At 67.7% G+C, this 11,922-nt stretch carries 11 protein-coding genes; 4 read left to right on the plus strand and 7 right to left on the minus strand.

Going from position 1 to position 11,922, the window contains the following annotated elements; genetic code table 11:
- The first annotated feature begins 80 nt into the window (after positions 1-80).
- Positions 81-2,417, plus strand: coding sequence for a family 20 glycosylhydrolase (locus OC373_RS06515; protein WP_261997305.1), 2,337 nt, complete (start codon positions 81-83; stop codon positions 2,415-2,417).
- 138 nt (positions 2,418-2,555) lie between these two features.
- Here OC373_RS06515 and OC373_RS06520 read toward each other — a convergent pair whose 3' ends face one another.
- Both OC373_RS06520 and OC373_RS06525 read right to left on the minus strand, forming a co-directional pair.
- Complete coding sequence (locus tag OC373_RS06520) at positions 2,556-2,945, minus strand: hypothetical protein (RefSeq protein WP_102789397.1); 390 nt, start codon at positions 2,943-2,945, stop codon at positions 2,556-2,558.
- 1 nt (position 2,946) lies between these two features.
- Positions 2,947-4,131: a class I SAM-dependent methyltransferase gene (locus OC373_RS06525; protein WP_070427469.1), complete on the minus strand. Its 1,185-nt coding sequence runs from the start codon at positions 4,129-4,131 to the stop codon at positions 2,947-2,949.
- Between the two features lie 56 nt (positions 4,132-4,187).
- On the opposite strand from OC373_RS06525, the gene OC373_RS06530 reads away from it, so the two are divergent.
- Complete coding sequence (locus OC373_RS06530; RefSeq protein WP_019186020.1) at positions 4,188-4,925, plus strand: pteridine reductase; 738 nt, start codon at positions 4,188-4,190, stop codon at positions 4,923-4,925.
- A gap of 102 nt (positions 4,926-5,027) precedes the next feature.
- Here OC373_RS06530 and folK read toward each other — a convergent pair whose 3' ends face one another.
- On the minus strand, positions 5,028-5,519 hold the full coding sequence (gene folK / locus OC373_RS06535) for a 2-amino-4-hydroxy-6-hydroxymethyldihydropteridine diphosphokinase (protein WP_070425947.1): 492 nt from the start codon (positions 5,517-5,519) through the stop codon (positions 5,028-5,030).
- A gap of 84 nt (positions 5,520-5,603) precedes the next feature.
- Here folK and OC373_RS06540 point away from each other — a divergent pair, with 84 nt between their 5' ends.
- Complete coding sequence (locus OC373_RS06540) at positions 5,604-6,338, plus strand: 20S proteasome subunits A/B (protein ID WP_046274261.1); 735 nt, start codon at positions 5,604-5,606, stop codon at positions 6,336-6,338.
- On the opposite strand, the gene OC373_RS06545 is transcribed toward OC373_RS06540, so the two are convergent.
- From OC373_RS06545 to OC373_RS06560, 4 genes are all read right to left on the minus strand, one after another.
- The gene (locus OC373_RS06545) at positions 6,339-7,853 is read right to left on the minus strand and encodes an ATP-binding protein (protein ID WP_019186023.1); all 1,515 of its coding nucleotides are present in this window, start codon (positions 7,851-7,853) and stop codon (positions 6,339-6,341) included. It lies immediately after the preceding gene.
- Positions 7,854-7,857: 4 nt separating this feature from the next.
- Positions 7,858-8,298 carry a response regulator gene (locus tag OC373_RS06550; protein ID WP_019186024.1) on the minus strand — a complete coding sequence of 147 codons (441 nt, stop codon included), beginning with the start codon at positions 8,296-8,298 and terminating at the stop codon, positions 7,858-7,860.
- Complete coding sequence (locus OC373_RS06555) at positions 8,295-10,115, minus strand: ATP-binding protein (protein WP_261997306.1); 1,821 nt, start codon at positions 10,113-10,115, stop codon at positions 8,295-8,297. Before OC373_RS06555 ends, OC373_RS06550 begins: the two co-directional genes overlap by 4 nt.
- Before the next feature lie 207 nt (positions 10,116-10,322).
- A complete protein-coding gene (locus OC373_RS06560) occupies positions 10,323-10,700 on the minus strand; it encodes a BON domain-containing protein (RefSeq protein WP_019186026.1) in 378 nt (125 codons plus the stop codon).
- Positions 10,701-10,870: 170 nt separating this feature from the next.
- Between OC373_RS06560 and OC373_RS06565 the strand changes: the two genes are divergently transcribed.
- Entirely contained in the window at positions 10,871-11,911 is a 1,041-nt protein-coding gene (locus tag OC373_RS06565) for an oxidoreductase (protein WP_070427470.1), read from the plus strand.
- Positions 11,912-11,922: the final 11 nt, after the last annotated feature.

The following is an 11,922-nucleotide window of genomic DNA, read 5'->3' on the forward strand; positions in this document are numbered from 1 at the left end:
ACGCTGCACACCTGAAACGGGCCCGGATTTCCGGGCCCGTTTCACAGGTGGAACCCGATTCGCTACAAAGGAATGACCCGATGCACACCCGCACCCGTCGTACCTCGCTGTCGCTGCTGTCCTTCGCACTGGCACTTTCCCTCGCCCCGCTGGCCCAGGCCACCGACGCACAGGCACCCAACGGGCCGCAGGCCCTGCCCGGCTCGCTGATGCTGATTCCGGCACCGGCCAGGGTCGACCGCCTCGACGGCGCCGGCTATACGGTGAGCGCGGCCACCCCGGTGCATGCGCAGGGCCAGGCCGCCGGCCGCGTTGCCGCCCAGTTCGCCACCCTGCTGCGCAACAGCGGTGGCCCGGCGGTGACGGTCAGCGAAGGACGCGGCAAGGACGGCATCCGCTTCGTACTCGACGCCACGCTCAAGACCGGCGCCGAGGGCTACCAGCTGCGTTCGGACGCGCGCGGCGCAACGGTGCAGGCCGCAACCGAAGCCGGACTGTTCTACGGTGCGGCCACGCTCTCGCAGCTGCTCACCGGTGGCAGCCAGGGGCAACTCCCGGCGCTGCGCATCGACGATGCCCCCCGTTTCAGCTGGCGCGGCCTGATGCTCGATTCGGCCCGCCATTTCCAGAGCCTGGATGAGATCAAGCAGGTCCTCGATGCGATGGCCGAGCAGAAGCTCAACACCTTCCATTGGCATCTCACCGATGACCAGGGCTGGCGCATGGAGATCAAGCGCTACCCGAAGCTGACCGGGGTCGGCAGCTGCCGCATTCCGGCCGGCGATGGCGGCCACGATCCGGTCACCGGCGCCGAGCGCCCGTACTGCGGCTTCTACACGCAGGCGCAGATCCGCGAGGTGATCGCGTATGCGGCTGAGCGCCACATCCAGGTCATTCCGGAGATCGACGTCCCGGGCCACGCGACCGCGGCGATCGCGGCCTATCCCGAGCTTGGCACCCTCGACACGCCGCTCAGGCCGTTGAGCGAATGGGGCGTGTTCCCGAACCTGTTCAACACCGAAGACAGTACCTTCGCGTTTCTCGAGAACGTGCTGGAAGAGGTCATCGCGCTGTTCCCGGCCAAGTACGTTCACGTGGGCGGCGACGAAGCGGTCAAGGACCAGTGGGAAGCCTCCGCGCGGGTGCAGGCGCGCATGCGCGAGCTGGGCGCCGGTGATGAGATGGAAATGCAGAGCCACATCATCAAACGCCTGGAGACCTTCCTGGAAAAGCACGACAGGCGGCTGATCGGTTGGGACGAGATCCTTGAGGGCGGTTTGCCGCCGGAGGCCACGGTGATGTCCTGGCGCGGCACCGAAGGCGGCCTCAAGGCGGCCAGCGAGGGCCATGACGTGGTGATGTCGCCGGTGACGGACATGTACATGGATTACCTGCAGACCAACTCGCCGAACGAGCCGCCGGGCCGCCCGGCGACGATTCCGCTGGCGCGCGTGTACGGCTTCGAGCCGGTGCCCGATGCACTGGCCAAGGACAAGCAGCACCACATCCTCGGCCTGCAGGCCAACATGTTCACCGAGCACACCCGCAGCTACGCCCGCCTGCAGCACAACCTGTTCCCGCGCCTGGCCGCCGTGGCCGAGACCGGCTGGTCGCCGCGCGAACGACGCGACTACGCCGATTTCCTGGCGCGCCTGCCGGCGCAGCTGCAGCGATACCAGGCCATGGGCATTGCGTACGCACAGACCCCGTTCCAGGTGGAGCTGGACAGCCGCGATGACCGTCGCGCCGGCACCGCGACGCTGGCCCTGCGCAGCCCCCTCGGTTACGACATCCACTACAGCGTGGACGGCAGCGCGGTCACCGCCCGCTCACCGCGCTACACCACCCCGCTGCAGCAGCCGCTGCCGGTGGCGCTGCAGGCGGCCACGTTCTTCAATGGCCAGGCACTGGCCAAGGCGGCCAGCCGCTTCGACATCACCGCTACCTCGCTGCTGTCGCGCACCGACGAGCAGCTCGCGCAGTGCCCGGGCGAAGGCCAGCTGCTGCTGCGCCTGGAAGACGACGGCCCGGCCGAGGGCGAGCGGGCGATCTTCAACGTGGACATCTTCAACCCGTGCTGGCTGTGGAAGGATGCAGACGTAGACGGCATCGCCAAGCTGCGCGTGCGTGCCGGACAGATTCCGTACTACTTCCAGCTGGCCCACGATGAGCCGAACCGCCGCTTCGCACCCAAGCGCAGCGCACACGGGGAGATGGACATCCTCGGCGGGCAGTGCGATGGCAAGCCGCTGGCCAGCGTGACGCTGCCGGCCGCGCCGGGCGCCGATGGCTTCATCACCCTGGAGGCTGCACTGCCGCGGTCGCTGAAGGGCACGCAGAACCTGTGCGTGCGCTTCACCGGCGATACCCGGCCGACGATGTGGGTGCTGGATGAGATGACCTTGTTGCCGCGGTGACGCCGCAGCCGCAGGCGGGACGGAAGAGGTCGTGCCGGCCGCTGGCCGGCACCTCATGAATCCGGCATTCGCCAGGTTGCCGGCCAGCGGCCGGCACTACCCGTCATGCGTCGCCCGGGCGGCAGTACCGGTGCCGCATTACCCGCGCAGGCGTACCAGCAGGTCGCGCAACGGGGTCAACACGATCGCCATGCCGGCCAGCACGCCAACGCTGTTGGCGAGCGCATCCATCGGGTCGGCCATGCGGTTGACGGTCAAGGCGCCCTGCGCGAATTCGATGCCAATACCCAGCGCGACCAGGCCGACCGCAGCCCAGATCAGGGCCGCGCGTCGCTGGTAGATCTGCACTGCCGACGAGGCCAGCAGGAAGTACGCGAGGAAGTGTTCGATCTTGTCGCTGTTCTCCGGCAACGTGAGCGGCGGCGGCGGGATCAGGCAGACCACGATCGTGCCCAACACCGCCCCCCACCACAGCGCCAGCCAGAACCGCGGCCAGCGCAGCGGCTTCAACAGGTTCGTGGCCGCCACGTTACAGGCGCCAGGTCAGATCGCCGAGCGCGAACGCCGGTTCGAAATCGACATCGCGCTGGAAGCCCATGACCTGGAAGCGCTCGCCCATCCCGGTCGGCAACGTCAGCTTTTTCACCTGGTCGCGCAGCCGCACACGGCCGATCTCGTCGGTGCGCGCATCGGCTTTTTCCAACAGCGCATCCAGCCCGTTGCCGAGCAGGAAACTGGCCTGGGTGCAGTAACCGGCCAGCTCGAAACCGGCGCCCGTACCGGCTTCGGCCAGCGCGGTGAAGTCCACCGAGGCGGTGAGGTCCTGCAGGCCCGGCCAGCGATACAGGTCGTTGTGCACGTGGTGGCGGTAGAACGCGCGCACGGTGCCGTCGTCGCGGTCGTCCTGGTAATACTCGTTGCGCGGGTAGCCGTAATCGACGAACAGCATCGCGCCGCGCTTCAAGCCGCCGGCAATGGCCTGGATCCAGTACGGCAGTTGCGGCAGCAGTTCGGAACGGTAGCCGTCGGCGAAGGGCTTTTCGCGGTAATGCTCGACGTGGCGGACCGCGGCACTGAGCATCGCATCGGCCGGCTGCGCGCCACGCACGAAGGCGCCGTCGGCATCCAGTTCGACGGTCTCTTCATAGACCATGCCGTCGCGCGCCAGGAAGCGCGGCGTCGGCAGCGCATCGATCACTTCGTTGGCGAAGACCATGCCGTCCCAGTCATCATCGAACGGGCCGTTCAGCCATTCCACCAGGGCGAACACCGGTGGAATCAACGCCTTTTCCAGGCGCTCGCGCTGGCGCTGCCGCAGGTCCGCGCTGGGTTCCAGGATCGCGTAGCGCTCGGGCAGCGCGTCCAGTTCCAGCATGCGCTTGAGCATCACTTCGGCAAAGGCGCCGCTGCCGCCACCGACCTCCATGAAGCGCGCCTGCGGCCCGAGCTGCTGCATCACCGGGGCGATCGCATTGGCCAGCGTGGCGGCGAACAGCGCGCCGATTTCCGGCGAGGTGGTGAAATCGCCGGCGGCCCCGAACTTGCTGGCACCGGCGCTGTAGTAGCCCCAACCGGGCGCGTACAGGCTCAGCTCCATGAAGCGGGAGAACGGCATCGCGCCGCCGTTGGCAAGGATTTCAGCGCGCAGCGCCGCAGCCAGCTCGTCGCTGTGGGCCAGGGCGTCGGTTTCGGGGAGGGGCAGTGGGGAATGCATGGCGCGGGCGATTGCGGTGACAATGCACAGCATAGCCTGAGCAGGGAGTACCCCCGATGACCGATACCGCGCCCGTGGCGCTGATCACCGGCAGCGCGCGCCGGATCGGCGCGGCCATCGCCCGCCAGTTCCACGCCTGTGGCTGGTCGGTGGTGCTGCACGCCCACACCTCCACCACCGAGCTGCAGCAGATGGCCTTCGACATGGACATGCTGCGCCCGGGCAGCGTGCTGGCGCTGCAGGCCGACCTGCGCGATGCCGAGGCCCTGCCCGATCTGATCGACCAGACCGTGGCCCAGTTCGGCCGGCTGGACACGCTGGTCAACAATGCCTCCAACTTCTACCCCACCCTGCTTGGCCAGATCACCGCCGCCCAGTGGGATGACCTGTTCGCGGTCAATGCGCGTGCCCCGCTGCTGCTGGCCCAGGCCGCCGCGCCGCACCTGCGCCGCCAGCAGGGCAGCATCGTCAACCTGACCGATCTGCATGGCACCCAGCCGATGCGCGACCACCCGGTGTACGCGGCCGCCAAGGCAGCGCTGGAAATGGTGACCCGCTCGCTGGCGCTGGAACTGGCGCCCAAGGTACGGGTCAACGCGGTCGCGCCCGGGGCGATCCTGTGGCCGGAACAGGGCAAGGATGATTTCGCCCAGCAGGCGTTGCTGGCGCGTACCCCGCTGGCCCGCACCGGCACCGTGGAGGAGATCGCCGAGGCGGTGTACTGGCTGGCCACGGATGCGGCGTTCGTGACCGGGCACACCCTGCGCGTGGATGGCGGGCGCACGTTGTCCTGAACACCCGTTGGACCGCCCCGGTAGTGCCGGCCGCTGGCCGGCTCTGCATGAACCCGATGTGGCCGCAGTGCCGGCCAGCGGCCGGCACTACTCGGTGCATGATTACGCGGGCAGCAGGTCCATCGTGTCGAACGGCTCGCCGAACTGCCGGTGGGCACGCCACAGCGCCTCCAGGCTCAACCCGCTGACCGGATCGCGGAACGCCGGGGCGATGTCGGCCAGCGGCTTGAGCACGAAAGCATGCTTGAGTTCGGGGCGCGGAATGCGCAGATGGCCGGGGCCCTCCACGATCAGGTCGCCGTAGAACACCACATCGATGTCCAGGGTGCGGTCGCTGAAGCGCGGGCCGCTGCGGTCGCGCCCGTGGGCGTCTTCCAGCGCATGCAGCCAATCATCCAGCGTCTGCAATGGCAGGTCGGTTTCGATCGCCACCGCATTGTTGAGGAAATCCGGACCATCGAAGCCCACCGCGGCGGTGCGGTAGGCCGGTGAGACCGCGATCGTGCCGAAGCGCGCGCGCAGGGCCTCCACCGCGGCGTGAAGGTGCTGTTGCGGCTGCAGGTTGCTGCCCAGGCTCAGGAGCGCAGTGGTCATGGTATTCAGCGTACGTGGGGCGATTCCACACCGGGCCAACAGGGCCAGCGCATAGAATCGGGGTGCACATCATAGGACACCGACATGACCTATTGCGTCGGCATCGAGGTGGACGAAGGCCTGGTCTTCGCCGCCGATACCCGTACCAACGCGTCGCTGGACGACGTGCGCGTGCACCGCAAGCTGCACGAGTTCGAGTTCCCCGGGGAGGCGGCCTTCGTGATCATGGCCGCCGGCAACCTGGCGACCACCCAGCTGCTGATCTCGCGGCTGCGCCGTGACGTGGAAGAGCAGCGGCCGGAAAACCTGCGCGCCTACCGGCATCTGTTCGAAGTAGCCGAGTACGTGGGCCGGGTCCTGCTCGACAGCCAGGTCAAATCCAGCACGCATGAGGCGGGCCAGGACGGCATCGTGACCCAGGCGACGCTGATCCTCGGTGGCCAGATCGGCGGCGAGCACCCCGGGCTGTACATGATCTATCCACTCGGCAATGCCATCGCGGCCTCGCCGGAAACCCCGTTCCTGCAGATCGGCGAATCCAAGTACGGCAAGCCGATCCTGGACAGGATCCTGCGCCCTCAGACCCGCCTGGAAGATGCCGCGCGCACCGCCATCGTCTCGCTGGACTCCACGATCCGGTCCAATCTCTCGGTGGGCTTGCCGGTGGATCTGGTGCTGATCCGCAAGGATGACCTGCGCATCACCCAGCGCATGCGCCTGGCCGGCGACAGTCCGCTGTATGCCGAGATCCACGGCAACTGGTCGTACAAACTCGAACAGGCCGTGGCCAGCCTCCCACGCTTTCCGTGGGAAGGCTGATCAGGCGGTTTCCAGCGCCTCGGCCACTGAACGGAATACCTGCTGCATTTCCAGCGGCTTGCGCAGTACGTGCACGTTGATGCCGGGCGGGAACACCGCCAGCGGCACGGTCACATCGGCTTCCTCCAGCACCAGCGCCGGGCCGCGATAGCCCAGCGTGGCCATCTCGCCCAGCAGGTGGCTGGCCGAGAGCAGCTTGGAGCCGGCATCGGCGATCACCAGCGCGGGCATGCTTTCCTGCTGCATCCAGCGCAGCGCGGCCGCGCCATCGGAGGCCAGCTGCAGGTGGTAACCCTGGCTGGAGAGCGCGTTGCCCAGCAGCGACAGGCGCGTCGCCTCACCATCCACGACCAGGATCGACTGGCCGGCACCGGCGGCGATCGGCCCATCCACGGCGTCGGCGGTGTCGGTGATCTCGCGCATGGGCAGCAGCAGATCGAAGCGCGTGCCCACACCGGGCTGGCTGTCGACGTGGATGCTGCCGTGCGCGCCCTCGATGATGCGCTTGCACGAGATCAGGCCCAGGCCGGTGCCGGTCGCCTTGGTGGTGAAGAAGGGATTGAACAGGTGCGAGAGCGTGTCCGCATCCATGCCGATGCCCTCGTCGGTCACCGAGATGCGCAGCCAGTCGTCGCCATGGGTATCGGCCGCAGGGGCGGCACGCAGGGTCAGACGGCCGCCATTGGGCATGGCCTGGATGGCATTCAGGGACAGGTTGAGCAGTACCTGCTGCAACTCGGTGTAGTTGGCGTCCACCGCCAGGCCGTCGGCCACCTCCAGGTGCAGGGTGACCTTGGCCGGCAGGTTGCTGCGCAGGAGCAGCTCGACGCCTTCGAACAGGTGGACCAGGCAGATGTGTTCGCTGGGCTTGCGCGACCCGCGCACGAAGGACAGCATCGACTCGGCCATCTCATGACCACGCCGGCCGCACTCGGCGATGATGTCGGCCAGGTGGTGCAGCTGCGGATCTTCGGTCCGCGCCTTCATCAGGTCGGGCATGATCAGCAGCGGCTGCAGGATGTTGCGCAGGTCGTGGCTGAGCCCGGCCGCCAGCAGCGACAGGCTTTCCAGCCGCTGGGCACGCATCAGCTCGGCTTCCACGCGCTGGCGGTCGATCGCGCTGCGCGCTTCGCGCACCGCACGGGCCACCGCCGAGGGCAGGCGCGCCGGCTGGTGCTTGATGATGTAGTCGTTGGCGCCCTGGTGCAGGGCCGCCACGGCGTTTTCCTCACCCATCGTGCCGGACACGAAGATGAAGGGCACCTCGGGCAAGGCAGCGCGCACGATCTGCAGCGCCTCGTTGCCGGAGAAGCCGGGCATGCTCAGGTCGGAGAGCACGATGTCCGGCGCGGCGCGCTCGAGCGCCTCACGCAGTTCCTGCGCGCTCTCCACCCGCTCGAAGCTGGCTTCCAGGCCAGCGTCGAGCATCTGTTCGCACATCAGTTCGGCGTCTTCCGGCGAATCCTCGATCAGCAGGATCCGCAGGGCACCCAACGCAGGGCCGGTCAGCGGCATGGGCTTACTCGATCTCCGGTGCCTGGTTGATCAGGCCCCAGAACTTGCCCAGGGTCTGCACGGCGCCGAAGAACTGGTCCACGTCCACCGGCTTGACCACGTACGCGTTCACGCCCATGTCCCAGCTGCGCGCCAGATCGCTTTCTTCGCGCGAGGAGGACAGGATCACCACCGGCAGCCGCTTGAGCTCCTCGGTGTTGCGGATTTCCTTGAGCACTTCCAGGCCGTCCATGCGCGGCATCTTGATGTCCAGCAGCAGCACCGCCGGCAGGCCTTCGTCGCGGTTGGCGAAGGCGCCACGGCGCAGCAGGTAGTCCATCGCTTCCACGCCGTCTTCGACGTGCACGATCGGGTTGGCCAGGCGGGCCTCCTTCAAGGCGTCGATGGCCATCTCGGCGTCGGCGGGGCTGTCCTCGGCAAGGAGGATGGTACGGAGAGCGGTCATACGGCGGAGCCCTTGTTGATTGCGTCGAGCGCGGGTGGAAGAACGAAGTGGAACGTGGCGCCTTGATCGACCGCCGATTCGGCCCAGATGCGGCCGCCGTGGCGGGTCAGCACCCGGCGGACACTGGCCAGGCCGATGCCCGTGCCCGGGTAGTCGCTGGCCTTGTGCAGCCGCTGGAACACCCCGAACAGCTTGCCGGCGTAGGCCATGTCGAACCCGGCGCCGTTGTCGCGGACCGTGAACAGATGGCTGCCGTCAGGCTGCAGCTTGTAGTCGACCTCGATCCGGGCCGGCTCGCGGTTGGAAGAATACTTGATCGCGTTGCCGAGCAGATTCAGCCAGACCTGGCGCATCATGTTTTCATCGGAAACGATGATCGGCAGCGGCGCGATCTTCCAGTCGACATGGTGCGGCACGCCGGTGCTCTCGGCCTCGCTCTGCTGGTTGGCATCGAGCATGGCGCGGGTATCGGCGACCAGCGACTGCATGTCCACCGCCTGCAGCCGCATCGCCGCCCGGCCCAGGCGCGAATAGACCAGCAGATCGTCGATCAGCGCGGCCATGCGCCGGGCGGAATTGGAAATCACGCCCAGGTAATGCAGGGACTTCTCGTCGGCCCCGTCGCCCAGGTGGCGGGTGAGCTTGTCGGAGAAGCCGGCCACGTGGCGCAACGGCGCGCGCAGGTCGTGCGAGACCGAGTAACTGAAGGCTTCCAGTTCGCGATTCACCTCCGAGACCTGCTCGACCTTGCCTTCCAGCTGGCGGTTCAGTTCCTCCACCCGCAGCTGTACGGCGCGCTGCACGGTGACATCGCTGACCGTCATCAGCACCACTTCATCGTCCTTGTCCGGCAGCGGCATGCGCCGCGCGTTGATCAGCATGATCCGCACCACGTCATCGGCGGTGCGCTGTTCGTGCTCGTAATCCCACAGCTCGCGGCCGCGCAGCAGCACGTCGGTCAGGCGCTGGCGGACCACTCCATCGGCCCAGGCCCCGTCGCCGATGCTGTCCAGCGGCAGGCCTTCGGCCGAGGTCTCCTCGTCCAGCCCGTACAGTTCGGCGAACGCGGGATTGTGCATCTGCACGCGCAGGCTGCGGTCCAGCAGCACGATCGGCTCGCGCACCGTGTGCAGCACCGACGCGGCACGTCCGGCCGCGCGCAGCGAGGCGCGTTCGGCGCTGAGACGATGGCGGATCTGGCGTTGCAGCAGCCACAGCACCAGGCCGAGCAGCAGCAGCTGCACCACCAGCGCCGACCAGGAAATGAACTCGCCCTGGCGCTGCTGGGCCGCGAACAGCGCCGAGCGCTTGGCGAGCAGCTGCTCTTCGGTGGCCTGCAGTTCTTCGACCAGGTTGCGGATGGGGTAGCGGGTGGTCAGGTCGGCCACCAGCTGCCGCTGGTCGGCATCGGGCGCCGAGCGGGCCAGCTGCTTGGCCAGCTCCATGCGGCGTTCGAGCATGGACTGGATGCGACCGATGCGGATCAGCTGATCCGGATTGTCACGGGTCAGCTCGGCCAGCCGGGCCAGCCGCCCGGGGATGTCGTTGGCCTGGGCCAGGCGTTCGCGCAGGCCAGGCGCATCGATGCCCTTGGACATGGTCAACGCGGCCGATTCGACATCGCGCACGTCGGCCTGCAATTGGTAGACGGCCACGCCGACATCCTGGGTGTGGGTGACCCAGTTCATCGCATCGATGTTGTCATCAGCCAGCTTGCGCAGGGTAAGCCACGGCACCACGATGATGGCTACCGCCGCCAGGGCCAGTGCCGGCAATCGCCAGCGGTCCCAGATTTGATCACTGAACACCAGCGCCATAGTCCCTCTTCAGCTCGGTGCCACACCCGGTCGCGCCCATGCGCGTACAGCCGGCATGCGCACCGCACGGCGATGGCGAAGCGCTGAATATACTCCACCCCTTTGTGAATACGCGGCCCCTCACCTGACTGAACCGCGCGCGGGCTCGGCAAGCGCGCACAAAAAAGCGCGCCCGAAGGCGCGCTCTCTTCAACGGTGCAGCAGGACTCAGCGCTTGGCGGCGGTCGCGGCGACCTTCAGGCCAGCGGCGTCGACACGCTTGACGCCCTTGATCTGCTGGGTCACACGGACGGCCTTGTCATGCTCGGCCTGGCTGGCCACGGTGCCGGTGAGGGTGACCACGCCATTGACGGTCTCCACCTTCACTTCGGTACCCGGGACGTTTTTGCTGGTCAGCAGGTCGGTCTTGACCTTGGTGGTGATCCAGCTGTCGGTGACCGGCTCAGCCGAATCGTGGGTATCGGCATGGGTCATCGCGGCATGATCGGTGGTCTTCGGCGGATCCTTGGCCATGGCGGAAGAGGTGCCCAGCACCATGCCCAGGGCCAGCGAAGCGGCAAGCAGATTACGGGTCGTGTTGGTCATGTTCGAATTCCTTTGCGGATGTGCAGCCAGTGTCCGTGCCGGGCCGTGGACGGGACGTGGGCGCCGCATAACGCTGCCGTGAACCACTCAGCTTGCGGCCAAACCGTTCAGATTTCCGCCGCGCGCGCCCAGCCGTTACGCTGTCCTGCCCCGTTATGTTGGAGCGCACCATGGCCGCCGTACTGCAGGTGGGATTGATCGGTTATGGCTTGGCCGGCAGCGTCTTCCATGCGCCGTTGATCCTGCACACGCCGGGCCTGGCGTTGCACAGCATCGTCAGCTCGCAGCGCGACCGGTTGCTGCGCAGCTTCACCGATGTGCGCATCTGCGCGGACCCGCAGCAGCTGTTCGACGACCCGGCGGTGGACGCGGTGGTGATCGCCACGCCGAACGATGCGCATGCCCCCCTGGCGCGCGCCGCACTCGCGGCGGGCAAGCATGTACTGGTCGACAAGCCGTTCGCGCTGTCCGTTGCGGAGGCCGAATCGGTGGTGCAGGCCGCGCAGGCGGCCGAACGCGTGGTCACCGTCTTCCAGAACCGCCGCCATGACGCCGACTTCCTCACCCTCAAGCAGGTGATCGACGAGGGCCGGATCGGTCGCGTCGCCGAATGCCATTCCCACTTCGACCGCTTCCGCCCGCAGGTGCGCGAGCGCTGGCGCGAAAGCGATGCGCCCGGCAGCGGCCTGTGGATGGATCTGGGCCCCCATCTGCTGGATCAGATGCTGCAGTTGTTCGGCTGGCCCGGCGCGATCAGCGTGGACCTGATGGCGCAGCGTGAGCACGCCCTGGGCAACGACTATTTCCACGCGGTGCTGCATTACCCGCGGCACCGCGCGATCCTGCACGCCGGCTCGCTGGTGGCCGCCTCCGGCCCGCGCTTCATCGTGCATGGCGATGCCGGCAGCTATCTCAAAGACGGGCTGGACGTGCAGGAAGACCAGCTGCGCCGCGGCATCGCACCGGGTGCGCCGGGCTGGGGCCTGGACCCGCAGCACGGGCATCTGGTGCGGGTCGACGCCGAGGGTCACACCCAGCGCAGCACCGTGGACAACGTGCCGGGTGATTACCGTGCGTTCTATGCGCAGTTCCGCGATGCGATGCTGGGCGTGGCAGAGGCACCGGTCAGCACCGCGCAGGCGCTGCAGCTGATGCGCCTGCTGGAGGCCGGTGCGGAAAGTACGCGCAGCGGGCGGCGGATGACGCTCTGAGGCAACGCCCT

The sequence above is a fragment of the Stenotrophomonas sp. Ste96 genome, assembly GCF_024519495.1.
GTDB classification, from domain to species: domain Bacteria; phylum Pseudomonadota; class Gammaproteobacteria; order Xanthomonadales; family Xanthomonadaceae; genus Stenotrophomonas; species Stenotrophomonas bentonitica_A.

Coding starts and splice junctions, on each gene's coding strand:
- OC373_RS06545 (WP_019186023.1), bottom strand. CDS start 7,853: ATGCCGCTGACCGGCCCTGCGTTGGGTGCCCTGCGGATCCTGCTGATC.
- folK (WP_070425947.1), bottom strand. CDS start 5,519: ATGACCACTGCGCTCCTGAGCCTGGGCAGCAACCTGCAGCCGCAACAG.
- OC373_RS06550 (WP_019186024.1), bottom strand. CDS start 8,298: ATGACCGCTCTCCGTACCATCCTCCTTGCCGAGGACAGCCCCGCCGAC.
- OC373_RS06555 (WP_261997306.1), bottom strand. CDS start 10,115: ATGGCGCTGGTGTTCAGTGATCAAATCTGGGACCGCTGGCGATTGCCG.
- OC373_RS06530 (WP_019186020.1), top strand. CDS start 4,188: ATGACCGATACCGCGCCCGTGGCGCTGATCACCGGCAGCGCGCGCCGG.
- OC373_RS06515 (WP_261997305.1), top strand. CDS start 81: ATGCACACCCGCACCCGTCGTACCTCGCTGTCGCTGCTGTCCTTCGCA.
- OC373_RS06560 (WP_019186026.1), bottom strand. CDS start 10,700: ATGACCAACACGACCCGTAATCTGCTTGCCGCTTCGCTGGCCCTGGGC.
- OC373_RS06525 (WP_070427469.1), bottom strand. CDS start 4,131: ATGCATTCCCCACTGCCCCTCCCCGAAACCGACGCCCTGGCCCACAGC.
- OC373_RS06565 (WP_070427470.1), top strand. CDS start 10,871: ATGGCCGCCGTACTGCAGGTGGGATTGATCGGTTATGGCTTGGCCGGC.
- OC373_RS06540 (WP_046274261.1), top strand. CDS start 5,604: ATGACCTATTGCGTCGGCATCGAGGTGGACGAAGGCCTGGTCTTCGCC.